At 62.4% G+C, this 24765-nt stretch carries 22 protein-coding genes; 8 read left to right on the forward strand and 14 right to left on the reverse strand.

Going from position 1 to position 24765, the window contains the following annotated elements; genetic code table 11:
- The first annotated feature begins 5 nt into the window (after positions 1-5).
- Positions 6-800, forward strand: a complete 795-nt coding sequence (locus ACSQ2A_RS04255) for a creatininase family protein (RefSeq protein ID WP_436071213.1) — start codon at positions 6-8, stop codon at positions 798-800.
- On the opposite strand, the gene ACSQ2A_RS04260 is transcribed toward ACSQ2A_RS04255, so the two are convergent.
- Entirely contained in the window at positions 797-1483 is a 687-nt protein-coding gene (locus ACSQ2A_RS04260) for a phosphoribosyltransferase (protein ID WP_436071214.1), read from the reverse strand. The two genes, ACSQ2A_RS04255 and ACSQ2A_RS04260, sit on opposite strands and share 4 nt — an antisense overlap.
- Before the next feature lie 73 nt (positions 1484-1556).
- On the opposite strand from ACSQ2A_RS04260, the gene ACSQ2A_RS04265 reads away from it, so the two are divergent.
- Positions 1557-2726, forward strand: a complete 1170-nt coding sequence (locus ACSQ2A_RS04265; RefSeq protein WP_436071215.1) for a M20 aminoacylase family protein — start codon at positions 1557-1559, stop codon at positions 2724-2726.
- Here the strand turns inward: ACSQ2A_RS04265 and ACSQ2A_RS04270 are convergent, their stop codons facing one another.
- The 7 genes from ACSQ2A_RS04270 to ACSQ2A_RS04300 form a co-directional block, all read right to left on the reverse strand.
- Positions 2727-3620, reverse strand: a complete 894-nt coding sequence (locus tag ACSQ2A_RS04270) for a nucleoside hydrolase (protein WP_436071216.1) — start codon at positions 3618-3620, stop codon at positions 2727-2729.
- 53 nt (positions 3621-3673) lie between these two features.
- On the reverse strand, positions 3674-4996 hold the full coding sequence (locus ACSQ2A_RS04275; protein ID WP_436071217.1) for an amidohydrolase family protein: 1323 nt from the start codon (positions 4994-4996) through the stop codon (positions 3674-3676).
- Positions 4993-6054 carry an ABC transporter ATP-binding protein gene (locus tag ACSQ2A_RS04280; protein ID WP_436071218.1) on the reverse strand — a complete coding sequence of 354 codons (1062 nt, stop codon included), beginning with the start codon at positions 6052-6054 and terminating at the stop codon, positions 4993-4995. Before ACSQ2A_RS04280 ends, ACSQ2A_RS04275 begins: the two co-directional genes overlap by 4 nt.
- Before the next feature lie 9 nt (positions 6055-6063).
- Complete coding sequence (locus ACSQ2A_RS04285; RefSeq protein WP_436071219.1) at positions 6064-6852, reverse strand: ABC transporter permease; 789 nt, start codon at positions 6850-6852, stop codon at positions 6064-6066.
- Positions 6852-7676 (reverse strand): ABC transporter permease, encoded by an 825-nt coding sequence (locus ACSQ2A_RS04290; protein ID WP_436071220.1) that lies wholly within the window; start codon positions 7674-7676, stop codon positions 6852-6854. Before ACSQ2A_RS04290 ends, ACSQ2A_RS04285 begins: the two co-directional genes overlap by 1 nt.
- 157 nt (positions 7677-7833) lie before the next feature.
- A complete protein-coding gene (locus tag ACSQ2A_RS04295) occupies positions 7834-8871 on the reverse strand; it encodes an ABC transporter substrate-binding protein (RefSeq protein ID WP_436071221.1) in 1038 nt (345 codons plus the stop codon).
- A 139-nt stretch (positions 8872-9010) separates the two neighbouring features.
- Positions 9011-9478, reverse strand: a complete 468-nt coding sequence (locus ACSQ2A_RS04300) for an Lrp/AsnC family transcriptional regulator (RefSeq protein WP_295410279.1) — start codon at positions 9476-9478, stop codon at positions 9011-9013.
- A 120-nt stretch (positions 9479-9598) separates the two neighbouring features.
- On the opposite strand from ACSQ2A_RS04300, the gene putA reads away from it, so the two are divergent.
- Positions 9599-12970, forward strand: coding sequence for a bifunctional proline dehydrogenase/L-glutamate gamma-semialdehyde dehydrogenase PutA (gene putA, locus ACSQ2A_RS04305; RefSeq protein WP_436071222.1), 3372 nt, complete (start codon positions 9599-9601; stop codon positions 12968-12970).
- Positions 12971-13155: 185 nt separating this feature from the next.
- On the opposite strand, the gene ACSQ2A_RS04310 is transcribed toward putA, so the two are convergent.
- The 5 genes from ACSQ2A_RS04310 to ACSQ2A_RS04330 all read right to left on the reverse strand — a co-directional run bounded on the left by ACSQ2A_RS04310 (position 13156) and on the right by ACSQ2A_RS04330 (position 17276).
- Positions 13156-13647, reverse strand: coding sequence for a GAF domain-containing protein (locus ACSQ2A_RS04310; protein WP_436071223.1), 492 nt, complete (start codon positions 13645-13647; stop codon positions 13156-13158).
- 24 nt (positions 13648-13671) lie between these two features.
- Positions 13672-14403 carry an ABC transporter ATP-binding protein gene (locus ACSQ2A_RS04315; protein WP_291420552.1) on the reverse strand — a complete coding sequence of 244 codons (732 nt, stop codon included), beginning with the start codon at positions 14401-14403 and terminating at the stop codon, positions 13672-13674.
- Complete coding sequence (locus ACSQ2A_RS04320) at positions 14400-15233, reverse strand: ABC transporter ATP-binding protein (RefSeq protein ID WP_436071224.1); 834 nt, start codon at positions 15231-15233, stop codon at positions 14400-14402. The genes ACSQ2A_RS04315 and ACSQ2A_RS04320 overlap by 4 nt, the downstream gene beginning before the upstream one ends.
- A complete protein-coding gene (locus tag ACSQ2A_RS04325; RefSeq protein WP_035081519.1) occupies positions 15230-16132 on the reverse strand; it encodes an ABC transporter permease in 903 nt (300 codons plus the stop codon). Before ACSQ2A_RS04325 ends, ACSQ2A_RS04320 begins: the two co-directional genes overlap by 4 nt.
- Before the next feature lie 142 nt (positions 16133-16274).
- A complete protein-coding gene (locus tag ACSQ2A_RS04330; protein WP_436071632.1) occupies positions 16275-17276 on the reverse strand; it encodes an ABC transporter permease in 1002 nt (333 codons plus the stop codon).
- Between the two features lie 201 nt (positions 17277-17477).
- On the opposite strand from ACSQ2A_RS04330, the gene ACSQ2A_RS04335 reads away from it, so the two are divergent.
- The 4 genes from ACSQ2A_RS04335 to ACSQ2A_RS04350 all read left to right on the forward strand — a co-directional run bounded on the left by ACSQ2A_RS04335 (position 17478) and on the right by ACSQ2A_RS04350 (position 21541).
- Complete coding sequence (locus ACSQ2A_RS04335; protein ID WP_295410270.1) at positions 17478-18152, forward strand: helix-turn-helix domain-containing protein; 675 nt, start codon at positions 17478-17480, stop codon at positions 18150-18152.
- The gene (locus ACSQ2A_RS04340) at positions 18149-19738 is read left to right on the forward strand and encodes an ABC transporter substrate-binding protein (RefSeq protein WP_436071225.1); all 1590 of its coding nucleotides are present in this window, start codon (positions 18149-18151) and stop codon (positions 19736-19738) included. Before ACSQ2A_RS04335 ends, ACSQ2A_RS04340 begins: the two co-directional genes overlap by 4 nt.
- A 193-nt stretch (positions 19739-19931) precedes the next feature.
- Entirely contained in the window at positions 19932-21032 is a 1101-nt protein-coding gene (locus tag ACSQ2A_RS04345) for a M24 family metallopeptidase (protein WP_436071226.1), read from the forward strand.
- Positions 21032-21541, forward strand: coding sequence for a GNAT family N-acetyltransferase (locus ACSQ2A_RS04350; protein WP_436071227.1), 510 nt, complete (start codon positions 21032-21034; stop codon positions 21539-21541). The genes ACSQ2A_RS04345 and ACSQ2A_RS04350 overlap by 1 nt, the downstream gene beginning before the upstream one ends.
- A gap of 132 nt (positions 21542-21673) precedes the next feature.
- Here the strand turns inward: ACSQ2A_RS04350 and ACSQ2A_RS04355 are convergent, their stop codons facing one another.
- Entirely contained in the window at positions 21674-22150 is a 477-nt protein-coding gene (locus ACSQ2A_RS04355; protein ID WP_436071228.1) for an SRPBCC family protein, read from the reverse strand.
- 137 nt (positions 22151-22287) lie between these two features.
- Between ACSQ2A_RS04355 and ACSQ2A_RS04360 the strand changes: the two genes are divergently transcribed.
- Positions 22288-24711: a glycoside hydrolase family 2 protein gene (locus ACSQ2A_RS04360; RefSeq protein WP_436071229.1), complete on the forward strand. Its 2424-nt coding sequence runs from the start codon at positions 22288-22290 to the stop codon at positions 24709-24711.
- The last annotated feature ends 54 nt before the right edge of the window (positions 24712-24765 follow it).

A 24765-nucleotide genomic window follows, 5' to 3' on the forward strand; every position in this document is an offset into this window, starting at 1 on the left:
TTTGCATGCGTAAGATCTGGTGGACTGATTTCGCGGCGCGCGAATTCGACGGGCTCGACCCGAACAAGACCATAGCCATCCTGCCCATCGCCGCGGTGGAACAGCACGGCCCGCACCTGCCGGTCGGCACCGATACGATCATCAACACCTCGATGATCGAACTTCTTATTGAGCGCGCACCGGCGGATATGGACCTGCGCATCCTGCCGGTTCAGGCCATAGGCAAGTCCAACGAACATATCTGGGCCAAGGGCACCATTACCCACACGGCCACCAACCTGATCGAAGCCTGGACGCAGATCGGGCTCGAAGTGGCGCGCGCGGGTGTGAAGAAGATCATCTTCATCAATTCGCACGGCGGCAATGAGGAAATCATGGGCATCGTCGCCCGCGAACTGCGCGTTCGCGCCGGCATGCTGGCCGTAAAGAGCGGCTGGCGCTTCACGCCGCCGGGTGTGTTGAGCGATCTCGAGCGCCGCCACGGCATCCATGGTGGCGACGCCGAGACCTCGCTTGTGCTGCACTTCAAGCCGCATCTGGTCGACATGTCGAAGGCGGAGAATTTCGTTTCCATTGCCGCAAGCGACGAACAGCAGTTCCAGTACCTGCGGCCCACGGGGGCTTTTGGGCACACCTATGCCTGGATCGCGTCCGATGTGAACCCGTCAGGCGCGGTGGGCGATGCATCCATCGCTACGGCCGAGAAGGGCAAGACGATCGCCGAAGCCAATGTGGTCGGCATGATCGAGGTCTTGCGAGAAATCGAAGCCATGCCGCTGCCCGGCGAGCGCAGGGGCTAAGCGACCGGCGTCCAGCGCTTGTTGTCGTTGAGCGTGAAGCGCGGCGAGTTGAGGGGCGCGACGATCCGGTCGCGCCAGGCCGCCAATGGCTCCTCCCAGTTCGTGCCCTGCAGCATGGCGCAGCCGATCACCGCCGGCTCAATCTCGGCCTTCTGCAATAGCCGCAGGACCGCGCCCATCGACTGACCCGAGCTGATCACATCGTCGATCACGGCCACCCGCTTCCCGCGCAGCAGCGGCAGCATGCGCGGATCGACATAGAGCGTCTTGCTCGCGGTCGGGCTGGTGATGGATTTCATCGGCTCGGAAAGATCGTCGCGATACCAGAATTTTCGCGAGGTCCCGAGCGGCACCATGCGGGTATGGCCCAACCGTCGCGCCACGTTTGATGCGAGCGGTAGGCCGAGCGTTGGCACGCCAATGATGACTTCGGCATCTTTGCTCTTGAGCAGCGCCGCCAACGCGGCCGCAAGGCCGTCTTCAACCGCGAAACTCGCCTGGTTGAGGATCAGCGAGGCGACGGCCGATTTGCCATCGCCGGGCAAGACCCGCAACGGCAGGGGCAATTGCCGCCCGTCGGCCAGTGGCGCGGGGTAAAAGCCAAGATGCCCGTCAGCCGGGTTTTGTTCATGCGTACCGGGCTGGGCAAAGGCTTGCCAGAATTCATGCGGCTCGAAACTCACGCCAAGTCCTTGATTCAATGATGCGGTGCAAGCAAAGGTTCTCCACCGATCCTATGACAAGACGAGCAGGCCAATGCAATCGCGCAGCAATGATCCCTTCGAACTCGAAGCCATGACGGCGCTGCGCCGCGATTTTCATGCCCATCCCGAACTGGGCTTCGAGGAAGTCCGCACCAGTGCCATCGTCGCCGAAAAGCTCGAAGAAGCGGGTATCGAAGTGCATCGCGGGCTTGGGAAAACCGGCCTCGTGGGCACGCTTAGGATTGGTGACGGCACCCGCCGTATTGCGCTCCGCGCCGATATGGATGCGCTCGCCATGCCCGAACTGGCCGATCGTCCCTATAAGTCGGGCACGCCCAACACCATGCATGCCTGCGGCCATGACGGCCACACCGTAATGCTGCTCGCTGCAGCCCGGCATCTGGCGCGGACGAAGAATTTCTCCGGCACCGTGCATTTTGTCTTCCAGCCGGCCGAAGAGGGCAGGGGCGGCGCCAAGGCCATGGTGGATGAGGGATTCTTCAAGCAGTTTCCGGTGGATGCCGTTTATGGCCTCCACAACATGCCCGGTCTGGCGACCGACGAAATGGCTGTTGTCGCCGGGCCGCAGTTGGCTTCATCGGATAGCTGGACCGTCACCTTCAAGGGTGTTGGCACGCATGGTGCCAAGCCGCATCTCGGGCGCGATGCCGTGACGGCGGCGGGGCACTTCCTCGCGGCGATACACACCATCGTCGCCCGCGTGGTCGACCCATTGCAGCCCGCCGTTGTCAGCGCCTGTGCGCTCGAAGCGGGGGACTTCAAGGCGCTCAATGTGATTCCCGATATCGTTCGGATCGGTGGCACGGCTCGCGCCTATCGTGCCGACGTACGCGACCAGCTTGAACTGGAAATTGGCAATATCGCGCGGGGTGTGGCTGCGACCTTCGGTATCGAGGTCGACTACGAATTTCTGCGCCGCATTCCGCCGGTGGTGAATGATGGCGACGCGACAGCAAGGGCTTTGAAGGCAGCGCAGGCCGCCTCGGGCCGCCCTGTCGTCACCGATTTCCCGCCCTCAACCGCCGGTGATGACTTCGCCTATTTCGGCGCCGAAGTGCCTGGCGCCTATGTCTGGCTGGGCAATGGCCCCGCCGTCGATGGCGCGCTGCACCACAATTCGCGTTACGATTTCAACGACGATGCCATTCTCACCGGCGCCCGTTTCTGGGCGACGCTGGTGGAACAGGAACTGTCGGCCTGATCAGACGAAACCGGTTCGCAGCAATGCCAATGCGCGCTCGGTATCGACGCCGAGCGCCACATCGACCGGCTTGCCGCGCCGGTCGACCAGTAGCCGGCCGGCATCGGGATCATCGCCAAGGTCGATATCGAGTTTCATGTTCTCGATCTTGAAAATGCTCGGGTCGAGCGCCACCAGCATCACGCAGGGGTCATGCAACGGCCGGCTCAGTCGTCCGTCCTGCAGGTAGGCCGTGAGCAATTCGCGGGCGAGGCGCCCGTGTGGCGTATCGGGCAACGCCTCGACATAGTCCGTCTGCGCCCGGACCTTGCGGGTCACGTCGAGCGGAATGATCGTCACCTTGGCGGAACTGCCGATGACCACCGAAGCGGCCTCGGGATCAGAGGCAAAATTGAACTCCGAATTCGGGCCGGAATTGCCGGGTTCGTTGATGGTCCCGCCCATGACGATGATCTCGCCGATCCGGTCAACCACCTCGGGATGCTCCGTCAGTACATGGGCGACATTGGTCAGCGGTCCCAGCGCCAGAATGTCGACGCTGCCCGGTTCGGATTCTGCGAGAACCCGCGCGATCCAGCCGGGAGCGTCGTCGAGTGCCGGCGCTAAGGGAGCGGGCAAAGTAACGCCCTTGAGCCCATCGGTGCCGTGAACGATGGCGACCAGATCCTGCAATTCGCGTGTCAGCGGAATATCCGTGCCGCGGATGACCGGAATGTCGCCGCGCCCCATCACTGCGAGCAGACCGCCGGCATTGTCGGTCGTGCGGTCGAGGCCGATATTGCCGGCAATGGTCGTGAGGCCAAGCACGTCGAAATGGCCTGATCCTAGCGCGAAGAGGATGGCGATAGCATCGTCGAGGCCCGGATCCGTGTCGATGATGACGCGCTTCTTCATGGTCTAAATGTCCTCAACGCCGCCTTTTCGCGGCCTTGGTTCCAGACGATCGCCTAGCCTTGGCGATCGATCCGATCCATTTCCGCCTTGAACTGGCGGGCGATCTGATTGGCATCGGCAACGGTCTTGCCGACATCCAGCGTTTGCACCTTGCGCTCCCGCATCAGCCAGCGGCCGGCAACCATGGTGTCGGTCACGTCGGACGGCATGGCCGCGAAGACGAGGGCGGAATAGGGATCATAAATCGGGTGGAAGCGCGGAGCGGCGAGGCTGATGCGGATCAGGTCCGCCTGTTTTCCAACCTCCAGCGAGCCGGTCTTCAAATTGAGGCTCAGGGTCCGGGCGCCTTCGATCGTCGCCATGCGGATCACGTCGACGGCTGGCAGAGGCTTTCGCGAGCCGGCGAGGAGCTTTGCGAACATCGAGACCGGCGCGAACTGGCTGAAAAGATCAAGCGTATTGCCGCTCATGGCGCCGTCGCTGCCGATGCCGACCGGCAGGCCAGCGTTGCGCATCTTTTCAACCGGGGCAATGCCGCGGCCAGCCTTGCCGTTGGAGCGCGGATTGGTGACGACGCAGACTTGGTGCTCGGACATCATGCGGATGTCGGCGTCATCAAGCTGCAGGCAATGCGCGCAGATGAGGTTGGGTTTTAGGAGCCCCGCTTCAGCGGTGACCTCGACGGTGGATTTGCCGTGCGTGTCGAGCGCCCATTTTACCTCAAGCGAACTCTCGGCGAGGTGCATCTGCACGGGCACGTCGGGGTGGTCGGCCGACCACTGTGCGATCCGGGCCATGGTGTCGCGGCCGGTGGAGTAGGGGGCGTGCGGGGCGATAGACGGTGTCACCAGCGGGTGGCGGGCGAAGCGGTCAACCAGCTCTTCGACGCGGGCAAAACCCTCGTCGAAATTCTTGTGATCCGGCGGATCGAAATCGGCCAGGGTCTGCCCGACAATGGCGCGGAGGCCCGCCTTGTCGCAGACATCGCCGACTTCGGTTTCGAAGTAATACATATCGGCCACGGTGGTGACCCCGCCCTGGATCATTTCCAGCGCCGACATGGCCGAACCGACGCGGACCATCTCCGCCGACACGAACTTGCGTTCGAGCGGCAGGATGTACCGATAGAGCCGGTCATCGACATCTTCGCCGAGGCCGCGGAACACCGACATGCCCATGTGGCAGTGGGCATTGACCATGCCCGGCATGACGATATCGCCACTACAATCAACGATTTCCGCACCCGGAACATCAGGCGCCGTGCCGGAGCCGAGTGCCGATATCGTCGTGCCCTCTACATGCACCCAACCGTTTTCATGAACGGTCAGGACGTCGTCCATGGTGACGACAAGGGCATTGGTGAAGAGAACGCTCATTCCACCGCCAGGATGGTGCACTGATCCGGCACCGGCACCAGCTTGGCGTTCGAGCCCGGTTCCAGCGGCTTGCTGAGCGGACCATTGGCCACGAGCATGCCGGCCGCGGTTTCGCTCTGATACTGATAGGCGCGACCCAGATACGTGCGCAGGCCCAGCGTCGTCGGAATGCCTTCGGTGGCCATATTGTCGGTGACCGCCAGGCCATCGGCGCGGCAAGCGAGGACAAAATTGTCCGGGATCGCACCAAAGTGCTCGAGGCTGAGCGTCAGTTTCACTCCGCCGGCCGCTTCGGCCGTGATCTTGGCGCCATCGCGGGCCACGACCTTCATCGGCACGAGGTTTTCAAAGCCGACGAAGCGCGCGACGAAGGCATTGGCCGGACGCTGGTAGAGGTTTTCCGGCGTATCGAGCTGCATGATCTTGCCCGCATGCATGATCGCCACGCGATCCGAGATCGAGAAAGCTTCTTCCTGATCGTGGGTCACATAGACCGAGGTCGTGCCATTGGCGCGCTGCAGTTGGCGGATTTCGACGCGCATGTCGATGCGGAGTTTTGCGTCGAGGTTGCTGAGCGGCTCATCGAACATCAGCAGCGGGGGCTCGATAACGAGGGCGCGCGCAAGCGCAACGCGCTGCTTCTGGCCGCCCGAAAGGGCGCCGGGCAGACGGTCAGCGAGATGGGCAAGACCCACGCGTTCGAGCATGGCGCCGACGCGCTTGGTCTTGGCCTCGCCAGAAATGCCGCGCTGCTTGAGGCCGAAGCCGACATTCTCGGCGACGCTCAGATGCGGGAAGAGCGCGTAGTTCTGGAAGACGAGACCGATATCGCGCTGGTGCGCCGGCAGCTTGGTTAGGTCCTTGCCGCCAAGGGTAATGCTACCCGAGGTCGGCTGGAGGAAGCCGGCGACGAGACGCAGGGTTGTGGTCTTGCCGCAGCCGGAAGCACCGAGGAGGGAAACGAGTTCACCCTCGGCGATATCGAGCGACAGGTCCTCAAGCACTTTGGTCTGGCCGTAGTGGGCGGTGATGTTGCGAATGGAAAGCGGCTTGGTCACGGCAGACCTCTATTTGGCAAGGAAGGTGAGGCCCAGCGTGCGCTCGACAATGGCCATGACGGCCACGGTGAGCACCATGAGCATGACCGAAACCGAAGCGACGGTAGGATCGAAGAACTGCTCCATGTGGGCGAGCAGCTGAATGGGAAGCGTGGAAATGCCCGGTCCTGTGAGGAAGATCGAGATCGACACGTCATTGATCGAGGTGATGAAGGCCAGGATGAAGGCCGCAATCACGCCCGAGCGGACATTGGGCAAAAGCACGGTGAAGAAGGTCTTCAACGGCGGCGAACCCAGGCTGATCGCTGCTTCCTCGATGGAGAAATCGAAGGAGGCCAGCGAAGCCGAAATCACCCGGATCACATAGGGCAGGATCAGGATCGTGTGGCCGATGACCAGCGACAGGAAGATCGGCGCATTGAACTGGAAGGCGAGGTTTTTCAGCAGCGAAAAACCCAGCACCAGTTCGGGCACCAGCACCGGCAGCACGAACAGCGTCGACAGCCAGCCCGGAAGCTGGATGCGATAGCGGCTCATGGCGTAGGACGCCGGAATGCCGATCAGCAGCGCCACGAAGGTCGAAAGCACGGCGACCTGCAGGCTGGTGAGAATGGTGCGCCGGAAGGCGTCGATCTCAAAAATGTTCTGGAACCAACGCAGGCTAAGACCCTGCGGCGGGAAGGTGAGGAACGTCGTATCGCTGAGGGCGGCACCCACCACGATGACGAGCGGCCCCACAAGGAACAGGAAGACGAGAGCGGTGAAGCCGATCAGGGCTGGATGGATCTTTGTCGGCATCAGACGGTCATCGGGTTGAGGCGGCGGGCCGCGGCATTCATCGCCATGACGATGGCAATGGTGATCACCACCATGATGGCGGCGATGGTGGAGGCGCTCACCCAGTCAAAGGTGACCATGGCCTGCTGATACATCAGCGTCCCCATCATCATCACCTGCTCGCCGCCGAGTAGCTGGGGCGTGGCATAGGAGGTGAAGCTGCCGGTAAAGACCAGCACGGCGCCGACGATCAGGCCCGGCACGGCGAGCGGCAGGATGACCTGGGTAAAGGTCGCCCAGGAATTGGCGCCGAGCGAGGCCGAGGCCTGGATCAGGTCATCGGGAATGGCTTCCAGCACACCGACAAGGGTGAGGACCATCAGCGGCACGAAGAGATAGACCATGGCAACGATCACCGATCCCTGCGTGTAGAGCATGGAGAGCGGCTCGCCGATGAGGCCGAGATTGAGCAGCGTCGAATTGAGAATGCCATTCTTGCCCAGGATAATCAGCCAGGCGAAGGAGCGCACGACCACGCCGGTGAGCAGCGGAAAGACTGCAGCGATGATCAGGATGGATTTGAGCCAACCGGGCGCGCGCGACACCACATAGGCAGTGATGAAGCCGATCACCAGCGCGATGACCGTGACGATCAACGAGACATTGATGGTCCGCAGCAGCACCGTGCGACGGAAGCCGCTGCCGAAGAAGGCCTGGTAGGTAGCAAATGGTCCGCCCGGCGTTCCGAACGTCGTGTAGATCGTGGCTGCAACGGGGGCGACTAGCCCCAGCAGCACCAGCAGGGTTGCCGGCGAAGCCAGCGTCCAGCCTGCAAAGCGTTTCATCGCCTATGGCCTTTTTCTTTGGTAGCCCCTCAACCACCGCCGTCATTCCCGCGGGTAGCGGGAATCTCTCATTCAGTGCAATACGGGATTCCCGGGGTTGCGGGAATGACCTCAAAGTAGAGGTGGGGAAAACTCGCGTTTCCCCCACCCGAAAATCTTACATGCCGAAGATTTCGTTCCAGCGATCAACCCAGCCGCCCTTGGCAGCATTGAGCGCGGCCGAGTCGATGTTCTGGAGGCCGGCGATCACGTCTGCACCATAGGTCCAGAGCGCAGCCTGTTCCGGGGTCAGCGTGACGGCGGTATTGACCGGAGCGTCAACGCCCTGCTCGGCCAGCTGCTGCTGGATTTCCGGCGACAGGATGAAGTTGATGAACTCGTAGGCCAGTTCCGGCTCGGCAGCGCCCTTCGGAATATTGACCGTGTTCAGCGTCGCGATCGAACCTTCCGAGAGGTCGGCCCAGACGACGGTCGGAACGGCGGCCTGGATCTGAGCCAGGGTAAAATCCTGCGCGATGGCAGCGGTCACTTCGCCGGTCGAGAAGAGGTTAATCATCTCCGAGCCGGTGTTGTAGTTCTTCACGACGTTCGGCTTGAGGGCCTCGACGCCGGCAAAGGCGCCATCGGCGTCTGCGAAGGCGTCGACGCCCTGATGTTCGCCGGCCTTGACCACGACCATCGGGCCGGCCGTGGTGGTGATGCCGGGCAGCGACAGCGAGGAGGCGAGGTCTTCGCGCCACAGGTCGTTCCACGAGGTGATCGGGGTCGTCACCTTGGCGCTGTCATAGACGACGCCGACGCGGCCGATGGAGTAAGCCGGGCCGTAACCGCCCTGCGGGTCCTTGGCGAGGTCATAGAGACCTTCAATGTTCGGGAGCTTGGAGCGGTCGAGTTCCTGGAACAGGCCCAGCTCGATGCCCTGCTGGCTGAAAGCGTCGGTGAAATAGGCCACGTCGACGCCGGCACCGTTGCGGATCTGCAGCTTGTTCAGGCGCTCGCCATTGTTGCCGGTTTCAAACTGGATTTCGCAGCCGCACTTTTCGCGGAAGGGGGCCAGGATGATGGATTCGAGCTTTTCGCCGTTAAAACCCCACCAGGAAATGGTGAGCGTCTTGGTCTGCGCGAAGGCAGGCGTGGCAAAAGCCGCGGTGGCGGCAAGGCCAAGCGCGAGAGTGGTTGCGACGATACGTGACATGTCTTGTTCCCTGTTCCAGCAGGCTTGGGACCGCTGGCGTTTGAGTGTGCTCCCTCGGAAATTCAGCCTATTTTTGCGCCCGAGTTAACACAAGACTAATTTCTGGGCTTTCCGTCGCAATCCGCATGAAATCGCAGAACTATTCGGCGTCGTCCTTAACGGCCTCCATCGAGACATGCGTGCTGGTATGGGCCACATGGGGCAGAGCGGAGATTTTCTCGCCCAGAACCTCGCGATAGGCCGCGATGTCCTTGGTGCGCACCTTCAGGAGATAGTCGAAGCTTGAGGCGATCATATGCGCTTGTTCGACCTCGGGCAGGGACCGAACCGCCTTGTTGAAGGCCGCCAACGCTGCCTTGCGCGTGTCCGAAAGCTTTACCTCCACGAAGGCTACGTGAGGCAGGCCCAGGCGCTTGGGATCGATGACGGCGCGATAGCCGAGGATATAGCCTTCGGCCTCCAAACGCTTGATCCGGGCTTGGCACGGCGTCTTGGAAAGATTGACCCTGCGGCTCAGTTCAGCGACGCTCAACCGCCCATCGCGCGCCAGCTCATCCAGAATCTTCCGGTCGATCTGGTCTAAAGTTTCGAGAACGACTGTTTTCATGGTCACTTCGCCTACTTGATGGGCTGAAATTACCACTGCCGTCGCGAGACGGCCATACAAATAGGCGAAACGACTTCCCGGCTTCTGGCATTTTAAGGCAACGCTTTTGAGTGCTCTTCCATGACCGACACGACCGCCTTCCGCGACACCATGCGCAACCGCATTTATGCGGATGAAAACATCCTTGTGCCCCAGCTGATCGAAGCCACCGGCCTCGACGCGGCCCAACGCCAGTCCATCTCGGGCCATGCCGAGAAGCTGGTGACATCAGTCCGCACGGGCAACAAGCTCGGGCTGATGGAGAGCTTCCTCGCCGAATATGGTCTTGCCACCGACGAAGGCGTGGCGCTGATGTCGCTGGCCGAAGCGCTGCTGCGCGTGCCTGACGCTGAAACCGTCGATGCGCTGATCCACGACAAGGTCGGCGGTTCCGACTGGGCCAGCCACTTTGGCTCCTCGTCGAACACGCTGGTCAATTTTTCGTCCTGGGCGCTGAACCTGACCGCCGACGTGCTGGGCGATCCTGAAGTCGGCCCCAAGAACGCGCTGCACCGCGCCATTGCGCGCCTGGGCGAACCGGTTATCCGTACCGCGGTCGGCCAAGCCATGCGCCTCCTCGGCAGCCAGTTCGTCTTCGGCCGCACTATCGATGAAGCCGTCGCCAATGCGAAGAAGCCGGAGTCATTGGGCTATCGCTATTCCTACGACATGCTGGGCGAAGCCGCCCGCACCGCCGAAGACGCTGAGCGCTATTTCAAGGCTTACTCCGACGCCATCGCGACCCTGGCCCCGCACTGCAACTCCTCGGCCGTGCGCGACAATCCCGGTATTTCCGTAAAACTGTCGGCGCTGCATCCGCGCTACGAGTTCGCGCAGCGCGAGCGCGTTCTTACCGAACTCGTTGATGCGACTCGGAAACTGGCCATTGCCGCCCGTGAAGCCAATATGGGCTTCAATATCGACGCCGAAGAAGCCGACCGTCTCGATCTCTCGATGGAAATCATCGAGGCCGTGCTGGCAACGCCCGAGCTCGCCGGCTGGGAAGGCTTTGGCGTCGTCGTGCAGGCCTATGGCAAGCGTGTGCTGCCGCTGATCGCCTGGCTCGAAGCGACGGCCGAAAAGTACGATCGCAAGATCATGGTGCGTCTCGTGAAGGGCGCCTATTGGGACGCCGAAATCAAGCGCGCCCAGGTTCTCGGCCTGCCGGGCTTCCCGGTCTACACCCGCAAGGCCATCACCGACGTCAGCTACATCGCTGCGGCACGAAAACTGTTCTCCAAGAAGCGCATCTACCCCCAGTTCGCCTCGCACAATGCACACACGGCCGCTGCCGTGCTGCATCTCGCCGCTGAGGCCGGCCGCCTCAACGACACCTATGAGTTCCAGCGCCTCCACGGCATGGGCGAGCGCCTGCACGAAGTGCTGCGCACCAATCATGGCACCACCACGCGCATTTATGCGCCGGTCGGTCCGCACAAGGATCTGCTGGCCTATCTCGTGCGTCGCCTGCTCGAAAACGGCGCCAATGGCTCCTTCGTCTATCAGATCGCTGACGAGGACATTCCGGCCGCCAAGGTCGCCGAAGACCCGATCACCAAGCTCCTGGCGCTCGATGGCTTTGCCAACCCGAACATCCCGTTGCCCGACGCTGTCTTCGGTGCGCGCCGCAATTCGGCTGGTCTCGACCTGACCGACCCGGTTGCCTTTGGCGCCGTCAAAGCTGCCCGCGAAAGCTTCTGCAAGACCCAGTGGCTGGCAACGCCGTTGCCGGTCGCCGAGGCTTCGAACGAGACCACCCCGGTCATCAACCCGGCTGACCCCACTGACATTGTTGGCCAGGTCGTTTCCGCCTCAGCCAAGGGCGTGACTGCAGCGATCTCTGCCGCCATCGCCAGCAAGTGGTCGCAGACGGCCGTGGGCACCCGCGCCGAACTCCTGCGCAAGACGGCCGACCTCTACGAAGCCAACCGCGCCGAACTCTTCGCTCTGCTGGCCCGCGAAGCCGGCAAGTCGTGGGCGGACGCTATCGCCGAAGTCCGCGAAGCCGTCGACTTCCTGCGCTACTACGCAGCCGAAGCCGAGACCAAGCCGCTCGCCGCCGCCCGCGGTCCCTTTGTCGCCATCTCGCCGTGGAATTTTCCGCTCGCCATCTTCTCCGGCCAGATCGCTGCGGCGCTCGTCGCCGGTAACCCGGTGGTGGCAAAGCCGGCGCCGCAGACCCCGCTCATCGCCTTCCGCGCCTTGCAGCTGATGCACGAAGCCGGTATCCCGACCGACGCCATCCAGCTCATGCCGGGCGGTCCCGACGTCGGCACCGCGCTGACTTCGGATGCGCGTATCGCCGGCGTCGCCTTCACCGGCTCGCTGCCGACCGCCCATCGCATCGATCGCGCCATGGCCGAACATGTCGACGCCAAGGCGCCGCTGATCGCCGAAACCGGCGGTCTCAACGCCATGATCGTCGACTCGACCGCGCTGCCCGAACAGGCAGTGCGCGATATCCTCGCCTCCGCCTTCCAGTCGGCCGGCCAGCGCTGTTCGGCGCTGCGTGTTCTCTATGTGCAGGAAGATGCCGCCGAGCGGACCATTGAAATGCTCAAGGGCGCGATGGACGAACTGACCCTCGGCAATCCCTGGGATCTTGCCACCGATATCGGCCCGATCATCGACGAGCCCGCGCGCAAGAAAATCCAGTCCTATGTGGATGTTAACAAGGCAAAGGTGATTCACGCCATGAAGGCGCCCGCCGCTGGCACCTTCGTTGCGCCCACGGTCGTAAAGGTCGGTGGCATCGGGGAAATTCCGGAAGAAATCTTCGGGCCCGTGCTGCACGTCGCGACCTTCAAGGCTGACGAATTGGACAGCGTCATCGACGCCATCAACGCCTCCGGCTATGGCCTCACCTTCGGCATGCACACCCGCATTTCGAGCCGCGTGAAGAAGGTTTCGGCCGCTGTTCACGCCGGCAATATCTACGTCAACCGCAACCAGATCGGCGCCGTCGTCGGCTCCCAGCCCTTTGGTGGAGAAGGTCTCTCCGGCACGGGCCCCAAGGCCGGTGGCCCGCACTATGTGGCGCGTTTCACCAAGGGCCATTCCGGCCTGCAGCCAGCTGCCGAAACGCTGCCCGGCCCAACGGGCGAAAGCAATGTGCTGCACGTTTCCCCCCGCGGCACCCTGTTGTGCCTTGGCCCGACCGAAGCCGACATCTCGGCCCAGAAGGTCATGGCCGGACAGGCCGGCTGCGTGCCGCTGGTCGCCTCGCTCGACAAGGATATGCTTGCTGTCGCCACCACCTTCGACGCCGTCGCCTGGTTCGGCGATGACGCGACGCTGTCGACAATTCGCAAGACGCTTGCGGGTCGCGATGGCCCGATCCTGCCGGTGCTGACCTCAACCGAGGACGTCGCCCGCCTGCAGCACGAACGTCACGTCTGCATCGACACCACGGCGGCCGGTGGCAACGCGACCCTGATCGCCACGGCGAGCTGAGGGCTTTCCTCTCTTCCACTGTGTCATCCCCGCGAAAGCGGGGACCTCCGTTTCCTAAAACAGGGGTTCCCGCTTTCGCGGGAATGACACCGTGGGGTGGGGTAGCCTAGTGTGAAGCTCAAAACAAAAAAGGGCCCGTGGTAATCACCACGGGCCCTTTTATCTCTTCTATGTGAACGTCGGCTTCAGCGCGCAGCAACCGCCGCAGCGAGCTTCGCCGGGATCGACAGCACGGCCTTAATCTCGGCAACACGTTCCGGCGTGTAAAAATCCGTCTCGTGCAGCATGTTGACCGTGCCAACGAGTTCGCCGCCGAGGATGACGGGCATGTTCACCACCGACTGGCAGCCGAGCGAGTTGATCAGCTCATAGTCGGGAAACACCTTGGCGATGTCTTCGATGGTGTTGGCGACGAAATAGGCGTGCTGCTTGTGCACGATGTCGAACCAGGCGTCGTAATGGATCGGCTTGGTGCCCGAAGTGGGGTAGCTGACGGCATCGCTCGTATAGGCGCGGCGGGCCAGTTCATTGGCCATGTCGACGGTCATGTAGGTAAAAAGCTTCACGCCTACGGTGGCTTCGGTCAGCGTCTGCAGCGCGGCGAAAGCCGCCTCGACACCCTTGGCCTCGGCAATGGCTGCGTCAAAAGCAGCGAGGGCGGCGGAATGGTCAGGCATTCGAATAGTCCTTAGTATGAAATATCAGGCGGCCGTCGCGGCGAGCAATTCGCGCGAGTAAGGCTCCTTGAGGTCGCCCTGCTTGAGCTGGGCGACGTCGGCAATCTCGACGATTTTCCCGTGCCGCATCACGGCGAGGCGGTCGCAGAGGAAGCTCACGACGGGCAGGTTATGCGTCACCATCAGGAAGGTGAGGTTCTGTTCCCGACGCAGGCGCTTGAGGAGGTTCAGGATTTCTGCCTGCACCGAAACGTCGAGCGCGGAGGTCGGCTCATCGAGCAGCAAAACCTTGGGTTCGAGCATCAACGCCCGCGCAATGGCGACACGCTGGCGCTGGCCGCCCGAAAGCTGGTGCGGGAAGCGGAAGCGAAAACGCTGGTCGAGACCGACCTGCTTCAGCACCGCTTCAACCCGCTCACCACGATTGCCGATGCCGTGAATGGCCAGCGGTTCGGAGAGGGCGGAGTCGATGGTCTTGCGCGGGTGTAGCGACCCATAGGGGTCCTGGAACACCATCTGCACGGTGCGCGACACGTTGCGATCAACGCCATGGGTGCGCGGCTTGCCCAGCACCGAAATCTCGCCGGTCCATTCGGGCGCGAGCCCGGCAATGGCGCGCAAGATCGTCGATTTGCCCGAGCCGCTTTCACCCACCAGGGCAAAGCTTTCGCCTTCCGGTACGTCGAGGTTTACCCCGTGCACGACCTTGGTGTCGCCATAGGAAATGTCGAGGTTTTTGAGGGTAAGTGCGCTCATGTGCCCGCCCATTGTGTCCGGTCGAGCACCGGCAATTCGTCGCGTGTTTCGTCAATCACCGGCATGGCCGCCAGCAGGCCCCGCGTATAGGGGTGCTGTGCCTTGTCGAGTTGCCCCGCGGCGCATTCTTCCACCACGCGGCCGGCATTCATCACGAGGATGCGGTCGCAATAGCGGCTCACCAGCGCCAGGTCGTGGCTGATCAGGATCAGGCCCATGCCCTTGCGGGTCACGAGGTCGTCGATGATGTCGAGCACCTGCGCCTGCACGGAAACGTCGAGCGCCGAAGTCGGCTCGTCGGCGATGAGCAGTTCCGGCTCGGGGATTAGCATCATGGCGATCATGATGCGCTGGCCCATGCCGCCCGAAACCTCGTGCGGATAAAGCTTTGCCACGCGCTCGGGATCGTTGATGCGCACGGCAACAAGCATGTCTATGATGCGCTGCTGCACTTCTTTGCGGCCCAGCTTCTGGTGCGTCACCAGCGCTTCGGCGATCTGCTCGCCCACGGTCATCACCGGATTGAGCGAGAATTTCGGGTCCTGCATAACCATGGAAATGCGGGCGCCACGAATGGCGCGCATCTGCTTTTCGTTCTGGTCGAGGATGTCGATCCCCTCGAAACGCAGCTTGTCGGCGGTCACTTCGCCCGGCTTGCGGATGAGTCTGAGGATCGAGCGTCCAGTCATCGACTTGCCCGAACCGCTCTCGCCCACAATGCCCAGCCGCTCGCGGCCGAGGGTGAAGGACAGGCCCTTCACCACTTCGACGCGACCGGAATGGGTCGGAAACGAAACGCGAAGATTTTCGACTTCGAGGAGGGTGCTCATGATTTGCCCTCGCTCTTGGGATCAAGCACGTCGCGCAGGCCATCGCCGAGGAAGCAGAAGCCGAGCGAGACGATGATGATGGCAAAGCCGGGCATGGTCGCGACCCACCACTGATCGAGAATGAAGGTACGGCCGCGCGAAATCATCGCGCCCCATTCGGGCAGCGGCGGCTGTGCGCCAAGGCCGATAAAGCCGAGGCCCGCCGCAGTCAGGATCACGCCCGCCATGTCGAGCGTCACGCGCACGATCATCGACGAGGTACAAAGCGGCAGGATGTGCTGCACGATCACGCGGATCGGCCCGCCACCGGCCAGCTGCACGGCCGAGATGTATTCGGCATTGCGAATGGTCAGTGTTTCAGCGCGGGCAATACGCGCATAGGCCGGCCAGGAGGTAATGGCGATGGCGATGATGGCATTGTTGATGCCGGGCCCGAGGGCCGCCACGAAGGCCAGCGCCAGGATCAGTTTTGGCAGCGATAGGAAGATGTCGGTAAAGCCCATCAGCACGCGATCGACCCAACCACCGAAATAGCCGGAGATGGCGCCGATGAGGAGGCCCAGCGGAGCAGAGATCAGCGCCACCAGCAACACGATGGTCAGGGTGATCTGCGAACCCCAGACCACACGTGAAAAAATGTCGCGGCCAAGCTCATCCGTGCCCATCCAGTTGACGCCCGAGGGGGGCAACAGGCGCTGGCTCAGGTTCTGCCCGGTAGGCGAAAACGGCGCGATCCACGGCGCAAAGAGGGCCGTCAGCAGCAGGACGAGGATGATGACCCCACCCAGCACCGAAAGCGGATTGCGGAGGAGGGCGGTGAACACCCGATAAGCGCGGCCGGCATTGGCCTGCCAGCGCGAAGTGGGGGAGTCGGCGAGAAGCCAGTCACGGGTGGTCATAGTGCGTGCTCCAGATTCTCACACCGCGCGTCACCCTCGGGCTTGACCCGAGGGGACTGTACTTGATTGAGCACAGCAAAGTGCAGAGCCCTCGGGTCAAGCCCGAGGGTGACGACCTGAGGTTGTTGAAAAATCGAGGTCATCAGCGAGCCCTCGGATCGAGGACGCGGTAGAGCACGTCCGAAACTTTATTGATGACGATGAAGACGGCGCCGATGACCAGAGTCGAGCCGAGCACGGCATTCATGTCGGCATTGAGCAGCGCCGTTGTCAGATAATTGCCAATGCCGGGCCAGGAAAAGACAGTCTCGATCATCACCGAACCTTCAAGCAGGCCCGCATAGGAAAGGCCGATAACGGTGATCAGCGGCACGCGGATCGGATTGAAGGCGTGGCGCCAGATGACGATCCGCTCGGGCACGCCTTTGACGCGCGCCGTAGTGACGAATTCCTGGCTCAACTGATCGAGCATGAAGCTGCGCGTCATGCGGGCGATATAGGCGAGGCTGAAAAAGCCCAGCACCGACGCCGGCAGCACGATGTGCCAGACCGCGTTCCAGAAAATGTCGATCTCGCCCTGCACGAGACTGTCGATCAGGATCATGCCGGTGATGGGCGTAACGAGCCCGTCGTAAAAGATGTCGAGACGACCCGGTCCGCCAACCCAGCGCAGTCGGGCGTAGAAGATTGCGAGACCGACAAGCCCAAGCCAGAAGGCCGGCACGGAATAGCCAAGCAGGCCCACGACGCGGATGGCCTGATCGAGCCACGTTCCCTGCCGCGCCGCAGCGGTCACCCCAAGCGGCACGCCGATGGCAACACCGATGAGAATGCCCAGCGTCGCCATTTCGAACGTAGCCGGGAAGAAGCGGCTGAGATCGTCGGCGACGGCACGGCCAGTGGACACAGACATGCCGAGATTGCCGGTGAAGACATTGCCCACATAGGTGACGAACTGCATGTAGAGCGGCTGATCGAGCCCCATGGCAATCTTGGCCGCGTCATACTGCGCCTGCGTCGCGCGGTCGCCCACCACGGCGAGCACTGGATCGATCGGGATCACGCGCCCGATGAAAAATGTGATCGCCAGCAGGCCCAGAAAAGTGAGGAAAAGCGTGACGAGAAAGGTCGCGACGGCCCCGATCTGCCGTCTTGTACGCTTGCCCGATAGTTTTTCTGGCGGTGGCGAGGTCAGCGCCGGCTGTTCAGTCGTCACACGAAATCCTCTTGTAATAACAGGGTTTTATCGCCGCAGGATCAGTTACCTGCAGGTTGCAAAACCTTCACATTTCCCTTTCACCATACAAGAAACTTTGCTTATATCAAAAAAATTTTGGTGGGATGGATGGCACAGAGCGCTCTCGCAGAAGTGGAGCAGGGGCACCCGAAGGTGGGTGCGCTCATCCGTGCGCGCCGCCGACAGCAGCATATGACGCTGATGGATTTGGGTGCCGTGGCCGAGGTTTCGGTGGGCTATCTCAGCCAGGTCGAGCGCGATCATGCCACACCCTCGCTGGGCACGCTCGCCCAGATCGCGCGGGCCCTCGGCGTTTCCATTGAATATTTCGTTTCCGCCCCGGCGCCGCACAATGCGCTGACGCGGGCAGGGGATCGCAATCGCTTCTCGCTCGATGGCTCGTCCATCGTTTACGAGCGTCTCGGCGCCGACTTCCCCGGCAACCAGCTTTCAAGCTTCATCATGCTCGTGCCGCCCGGCTATCGGTCGGAAACGGTGTCGCATGAGGGCGAGGAAATCCTCTACGTGCTCGAAGGGGCCATCACCCAGCGCCTCGATGGCGAGGAGATGGTGATGAACGCGGGCGATAGCCTCCATTTCCGCGGCAACCGCCCCCATTCCTGGGCCAATCACACCGATCAGCCTGCCAAGCTCCTCTGGACCGGCACGCTCGCACTCTTCCGCTCCACGGCGCGTCCGTCGCGCCAGGTGGTTGCGAAAGCAAAACCCGGCATCAACAAGCCGGTTCGAAAAAAAGTCACTTCAAAGGAGAAACGCACATGAAACTCTTCCGCGCCGCCCTTCTGGCGTCCGCGCTCAGCCTGCCGCTGGCAGCTGGCGCCGTCTACGCCGCGACCCCGGCCGATGCCCTGGTCATTGCCCAGAACATCGACGACATCGTCGCGCTTGATCCCGCACAGGCCTATGAATTCTCGGCCGGCGAAATCAACGCCAACCTCTATGACCACCTGGTGCAGTATGCTGCCGAGGACACCACCGTTCTCGCGCCCGGCCTTGCTTCGGAATGGACTGCCGACGAAGCCGCCAAGTCGCTGACCTTCACCATGCGCGAAGGCGCCACCTTCGCCTCGGGCAACCCGGTCCGCGCCGAAGACGTGCACTATTCCTTCAAGCGCGTCATTGCGCTGAACCTGACCCCGGCCTTCATCCTGACCCAGCTCGGCTGGACCCCGGAAAACATCGACGAGATGGTCACCGTTGACGGCAACACTGTCACCGTGAAGTGGACCGGCGACTTCGCTTCGGCCTTCGTGCTGAACGTACTCGCTGCCCGTCCGGCCGCCATCGTCGACGAAGTGCTGGTTTCCCAGCATGTGACCGGCGAAGACTGGGGCAATGCCTGGCTCAACACCAACTCGGCTGGTTCCGGCCCGTTCGTCTTGACCGACTACCGTCCGGCTGAACTCGTTCGCCTCACCGCCAACGAAACCTATTTCGATGGCGCTCCGGCCATGAAGCAGGTTCTCATCCGTCACGTTGCCGAAGCCGCGACCCAGCAGCTGCTGCTGACCTCGGGCGACGTCGACATGGCCAAGAACCTGACCCCGGACCAGATCTCGGGTCTGCCGGCTGACACGGTGAAGGTCGAATCCTACCCGCAGGCTGCCGTCCACTTCCTGTCGTTCAACCAGAAGACGGAATCGCTGACCCCGCCGGCGGTCTGGGAAGCTGCGCGTTACCTCGTCGACTATGACGGGATGACCGAGACCTTCCTCAAGGGCCAGATGGAAAAGCACCAGGCCTTCTGGCCCAAGGGCTTCCCCGGCTCCTATGACGAGACGCCGTATTCCTACGACGTCGAAAAGGCCAAGCAGATCCTGGCTGACGCCGGCATCACCACGCCGATCAACGTCACCCTCGACGTGATCAACTCGACCCCGTTCACCGACATTGCCCAGTCGCTGCAGGCTGGCTTTGCCGAAGCCGGCATCAACTTCGAAATCCTGCCCGGCACCGGTGCTCAGGTGATCACGAAGTACCGTGAACGCACCCACCAGGCCATGCTGCTCTATTGGGGCCCGGACTTCATGGACCCGCACTCGAATGCCAAGGCTTTCGCCTACAATTCGAACAATGCGGACGACAACTACACCGCCACCACGACCTGGCGTAACGCCTGGGCCGTGCCGGCCGAGATGAACGACGAAGTCAACGCCGCTCTTGCTGAAGCCGACCAGGCCAAGCGTAACGAGCTGTATGTCGACCTGCAGAAGAAGGTTCAGGCCGAAAGCCCGATCGTCATCATGTTCCAGGCGGCTCTCCAGATCGCCATGGCCAACAATGTCGAAGGCTATGTGAACGGTTCGAACTCGGACTTCGTCTACTACCGTCTCGTGACCAAGCAGTAGTCTTTCCAAACACGACCGCGGGGCCAAAGCCTGCGGTCACCCACGGCGGCGATTGTCCCTCGGTCGCCGCTTGCGGAGCCGGGCATCCTCCTCCCGCTCGGCTCCGCTCTTTCCTCCGGCCCTTCACCCTAGCCCTCAATGACGAGGGTTAGGGTGAAGGGCTTCAAAGCCCAAAACCAGTTTGAGACCGACAATGAACTCCACGCTCACCACCCGCATGGCCAATCTCCGTCGCCGCATGGCCGAGACCTCCACCGATCTCGTCGCCATCGGCCCTTCGAGCCATATGCGCTGGCTGGCCGATCTCTCTCCCCATGGCGATGAGCGTCCCGTCATGCTGCTGGTCAGCCAGACCTATGCCGGCTTCCTGATGCCTGCGCTCAATGTCGATTCCTCGCGCCAGCACACTGATCTGCCCTTCTTCCCCTGGGCCGATGCCGAGGGTCCGAGCGCCGCGCTCGAACAACTGATCGAAGCAACCGGGATTTCCCGCGAAAACCCGTCGGTCGTGCTCGACGAAACCATGCGCGCCGATTTCGCCCTACTGCTGCTCGACGCACTGCCGGGTGCAAAGCGCCGCTTCACCCAGGACACGGTCGGCTACCTGCGTTCGCGCAAGGACGAAGCAGAATATAAGCTCATCAAGGCGGCTCACCTCCTCAACGACCGCGCCGTAACCGCTGCCTTCGCCGCGCTGAAGCCTGGCATGACCGAGGTGGAAGTCGCTGAGTTCATCGGCGAATTCTACAAGGCCAATGGCGCCACCACCGAATTCTGCTCGGTCTGCTTCGGTCCCAATGGCGCCTTCCCGCACCACCACACCGGCTCGACGCAGCTCAAGGCCGGCGATGCCGTGCTGATCGACACCGGCTGCCGCCTCGACGGCTACCCGTCCGACATGACCCGCATGGGCTATTTCCAGTCGGCGCCCGAAGGCTATGGCCAGATCCACTCGATCATCGACCGCGCCGTGGAAGCCGCCATCGCCGCAGCCAAGCCCGGTGCCGTCGCCAGCGACGTCGACAAGGCCGCACGCGATGTCATCACCGCCGCCGGCTACGGCCCCAACTTCCTGCACCGCACCGGCCACGGCCTCGGCATCGACGTGCACGAGGCGCCCTATATCACTGGCACCAGCGAAACCGTGCTCGACGAAGGAATGGTCTTCTCCATCGAGCCGGGCATTTACCTGCAGGGCAAGTTTGGCCTGCGCCTCGAAGAAATCGTCATCATCCGCAATGGCAAGGCCGAGATTTTCTCGGAAATGCCGCGTACGGCCGTCGCCGCCGGCTGATGTCACCCGTTATCGAAACGGAGCGCCTGCTGCTTCGCCGCCATCAGGTCTCCGATTTCGAGGCGAGCTGCTGGCTCTGGGGCAATGACGAGGTCACCCGCTATATCGGCGGTCGCCCCAGCACGCCGGAAGAGGTGTGGTCGCGGCTTCTGCGTTATGCTGGCCACTGGGACCTGCTCGGCTACGGCTATTTTGCCGTTGTCGAAAAACAGTCCGGCGCCATGATCGGCGAATTCGGCCTCGCCGACTTTCACCGATCCATCGACCCGCCACTGATGGACCCTGAAGCGGGCTGGGTGCTCCATCCCGACCATCACGGCAAAGGCTTTGCCGCCGAGGCGCTCACGGCACTGCTAATTTGGGCAGATGCCCAAAACATGAGGCGCACCTGCTGCCTCATCGACCCGGAAAACACGCCCTCGCTCCGGCTGGCGCAGCGCTTGGGCTATGTGGAGGGGAAGACCGTCTCCTACCACGACAAGCCGTCGATTTTGCTGGTTCGCGGCTAGGCGCGGTGCTTCGGCCTTCGCTCCTAACAATCTCTCCACCCCACAGTGTCATCCCCGCGAAAGCGGGGATCTCCGTTTTGGAACAGGGATTCCCGCTTTCGCGGGAATGACGCCGCGGAAGATGAACTGACCTCAAAGCGTCTTCGCGACTTCCTCAAGCTGCGCGGCACACAGCCCCCAGCCTTCGTGAAAACCCATCTTCTCGTGGGCTTCCTTGTCTTCCTTGGCCCAGTGCCGGGCGACTGCGGTATAGCGCGTCTTGCCGCCTTCATCGTCAAAGGTCAGCGTGCAGGTGAAGAACGGTTTTCCCGACGGTTTCCAGTCGCCGACATAGGCATCGGTGAAGACCAGCTTCTTGTTCGGCACGACTTCGAGATACTGGCCGGGATTGGGATATTCGTTGCCCGCCTCGTCGGCCATCACCACTTCGGTGGCGCCGCCAGCGCGCAGATCGACCGTCGCCCGCGGCGTGCTCCAGGGCTTTGGCGCAAACCACTGCACCATCAGCGCCGGATCGGTCCAGCAGCGATAGACGGCCGATGGCGGCGCGTCGATCAGGCGGGTGAGAACGAGGTCGCGTTCCCCATCGATAGTGTTGTCGGTGCTCATCTTTTGCTCCCAGGCATTTAAGATTGATATGCCCAAACGACGAAGCGCCCAACGTGCATTCGACATTTTGCGATGAAAATTTCTCGCGGCACGAAACTTCTGTTGTATGGAAGCGCCGTTCTCTGGAGGAGTTGGGGATGTCGCGCATAGATCGAGCGCTCGATGGCAACTGGACGCTGACCTGTCTTGGCGGGCAGGGAGCTCGCCCCGGCCTTCCCGAGGCCATTCCGGCCACGGTGCCCGGCACCGTCCACACCGATCTTCTCGCCGCCGGACTGATCCCCGATCCCTATCTCGACCTCAACGAAATATCAGTCGATTGGGTCGGCCGCTGCGACTGGCGCTACGAGACGACCTTCGACTGGTCCGATGACGGCGCAGAAAACATAGACCTCGTCTTTGCTGGTCTCGACACCTTCGCGACTATCACGCTCAACGGCGTGCTCCTCGGCGAAACCGCCAGTATGAACCGGAGCTACCGCTTCTTGGTCCGCGAACACCTGCGCCCCGGCGAAAACCACCTCGCGGTCAGCTTCGAATCCGCCTGGAAGCGCGGCGAAGCCCTCGACAAAATCTACGAGCCGCGCCCCAACAACTATCCCGGTCCGGCCAATCTGATGCGCAAGATGGCCTGCAATTTCGGCTGGGATTGGGGTCCGACGGTCGTCACATCGGGCCTCTGGCAGGGCGTCTCGCTGCAATCGTGGTCAAAAGCTCGCCTGCGCTCGATCCGTCCCGAAGTCACCCTCGCGGGCGCCGACGGACATGTCTGCATCCACGCCGAAGTCGAGGGCGACGCGGCCAATCTGAGCCTCCGCATCAGCGTCGCCGGCGAGACCATAACGGCCCCCGTCGGTTCGGCCGAAATCACCGTCGAAAAACCCGAACTTTGGTGGCCCACCGGTCTCGGCAATCAGCCGCTCTATGCGCTGGCCGTCGAACTGCTCGATGCCGAAACCGTGCTCGACACCTGGCAGCGCGACATCGGCTTCCACTCCCTGCGCCTCGATACGACCCCGGATGAAGAAGGCACGCCCTTCGCCTTCATCATCAACGACGTACCGGTCTATATCTGCGGCGCCAATTGGATTCCCGACGACTGCTTCCTGCCGCGCGTCACGCCCGAGCGCTATGCCGCCCGCATCGCCCAGGCCAAGGCCGCGAACATCAACATGCTCCGCGTCTGGGGCGGCGGCATCTACGAAACCGAAGCCTTCTACCAAGAATGCGACCGGCAGGGCATGCTCGTCTGGCAGGATTTTCTCTTCGCCTGCGCCGCCTATCCCGAAGAGGGCGATCTGCCTGCCGAGATCGAAGCCGAAGCGCGCGAAAACATCGTCCGCCTCATGCCGCATCCTTCGCTGGTCCTCTGGAACGGCAACAATGAAAACATCTGGGGCTGGTTCGATTGGGGCTGGCAGGACGTGCTCAAGAATCGCACCTGGGGCCTCGGCTACTATCTCGATCTCCTGCCGCGCCTCGTCGCCGAACTGGACTCCACGCGCCCCTATTGGGCCGGTAGCCCCTATTCGGGCTCGATGGACATTCACCCCAACGATCCCGCTCATGGCTGCACCCATCTCTGGGACGTCTGGAACGAAATCGGCTACGAGCACTATGCAGATAGCGTCCCGCGCTTCTGCTCCGAATTCGGCTGGCAGGCGCCGCCAACCTGGGCGACGCTCACCCAATCGGTGCACGACAATCCGCTCACCCCGACCTCGCCGGGCGTCTGGCACCACCAGAAGGCGACCATCGGCAACGACAAGCTGCTGCGCGGCCTGAAAGGCCATCTGCCCGAACCCAAGAATATGGACGACTGGCATTTCGTCACCCAGCTCAACCAGGCTCGCGCCATCAAATTCGGCATCGAGCACATGCGCAGCCATCGTGGTCGCAACATGGGCACCATCGTCTGGCAATTGAACGATTGCTGGCCCGTCACCTCATGGGCCGCCATCGACGGCTATGGGCGGCTAAAGCCGCTTTGGTACGCCCTGCGCGCCGTCTATCACCCGCATCTGCTTACTATCCAGCCACGCGGCGAGGGTCTCAGCGTCGTGGCGGTCAACGAACGCACCCTGTTCTGGCGTGGACCCGTCACAATAAAGCGCCTGCGCTTCGATGGCACGGTTCTGGCCGAATGGACCCATTGGCGCCTCTGCGCCGACAGGCTCTCGGCAGCCGAACTCGCGATTCCGGCCGACGTCGCAGCGGTGGGCGACAATGCCAACGAACTGCTCGTCGCCACCATGCACGACAGCACGGCATTTCATTACTTTGCCGAAGACATCGCCCTGAACCTGCCGCAGCCGCAATTCGACCTGAAGGTTGAGAAGGCTTCGGATGGCTACAGGGTCACAGTGACAGCCAAGACCTTGATCAAGGACCTCTGCTTTTTCGTCGACCGCATCCATCCAGACGCGACGGTCGACGACATGTTGGTGACCCTGCTGCCAGGGCAGAGCAAGACATTCGTTGTGCAATCGCCGGTGGAGCTGGACGCGAAAACGCTGTCGAGCGCGCCGGTTTTCCGCTGCGCCAATCAGCTGGTTCAGTAGTCGTCCGTATTCCCGCCCCAGGCGCCGCTCTCTTGATCGTCGTCATTGCCGGGC

The sequence above is a fragment of the Devosia sp. LjRoot3 genome, from assembly GCF_964252865.1.
Classification (GTDB): domain Bacteria; phylum Pseudomonadota; class Alphaproteobacteria; order Rhizobiales; family Devosiaceae; genus Devosia.

Coding starts and splice junctions, on each gene's coding strand:
- ACSQ2A_RS04295 (WP_436071221.1), bottom strand. CDS start 8,871: ATGTCACGTATCGTCGCAACCACTCTCGCGCTTGGCCTTGCCGCCACC.
- ACSQ2A_RS04315 (WP_291420552.1), bottom strand. CDS start 14,403: ATGAGCGCACTTACCCTCAAAAACCTCGACATTTCCTATGGCGACACC.
- ACSQ2A_RS04320 (WP_436071224.1), bottom strand. CDS start 15,233: ATGAGCACCCTCCTCGAAGTCGAAAATCTTCGCGTTTCGTTTCCGACC.
- ACSQ2A_RS04325 (WP_035081519.1), bottom strand. CDS start 16,132: ATGACCACCCGTGACTGGCTTCTCGCCGACTCCCCCACTTCGCGCTGG.
- ACSQ2A_RS04255 (WP_436071213.1), top strand. CDS start 6: ATGCGTAAGATCTGGTGGACTGATTTCGCGGCGCGCGAATTCGACGGG.
- ACSQ2A_RS04270 (WP_436071216.1), bottom strand. CDS start 3,620: ATGAAGAAGCGCGTCATCATCGACACGGATCCGGGCCTCGACGATGCT.
- ACSQ2A_RS04310 (WP_436071223.1), bottom strand. CDS start 13,647: ATGCCTGACCATTCCGCCGCCCTCGCTGCTTTTGACGCAGCCATTGCC.
- putA (WP_436071222.1), top strand. CDS start 9,599: ATGACCGACACGACCGCCTTCCGCGACACCATGCGCAACCGCATTTAT.
- ACSQ2A_RS04360 (WP_436071229.1), top strand. CDS start 22,288: ATGTCGCGCATAGATCGAGCGCTCGATGGCAACTGGACGCTGACCTGT.
- ACSQ2A_RS04335 (WP_295410270.1), top strand. CDS start 17,478: ATGGCACAGAGCGCTCTCGCAGAAGTGGAGCAGGGGCACCCGAAGGTG.
- ACSQ2A_RS04340 (WP_436071225.1), top strand. CDS start 18,149: ATGAAACTCTTCCGCGCCGCCCTTCTGGCGTCCGCGCTCAGCCTGCCG.
- ACSQ2A_RS04350 (WP_436071227.1), top strand. CDS start 21,032: ATGTCACCCGTTATCGAAACGGAGCGCCTGCTGCTTCGCCGCCATCAG.
- ACSQ2A_RS04285 (WP_436071219.1), bottom strand. CDS start 6,852: ATGCCGACAAAGATCCATCCAGCCCTGATCGGCTTCACCGCTCTCGTC.
- ACSQ2A_RS04290 (WP_436071220.1), bottom strand. CDS start 7,676: ATGAAACGCTTTGCAGGCTGGACGCTGGCTTCGCCGGCAACCCTGCTG.
- ACSQ2A_RS04300 (WP_295410279.1), bottom strand. CDS start 9,478: ATGAAAACAGTCGTTCTCGAAACTTTAGACCAGATCGACCGGAAGATT.
- ACSQ2A_RS04345 (WP_436071226.1), top strand. CDS start 19,932: ATGAACTCCACGCTCACCACCCGCATGGCCAATCTCCGTCGCCGCATG.
- ACSQ2A_RS04265 (WP_436071215.1), top strand. CDS start 1,557: ATGCAATCGCGCAGCAATGATCCCTTCGAACTCGAAGCCATGACGGCG.
- ACSQ2A_RS04275 (WP_436071217.1), bottom strand. CDS start 4,996: ATGAGCGTTCTCTTCACCAATGCCCTTGTCGTCACCATGGACGACGTC.
- ACSQ2A_RS04355 (WP_436071228.1), bottom strand. CDS start 22,150: ATGAGCACCGACAACACTATCGATGGGGAACGCGACCTCGTTCTCACC.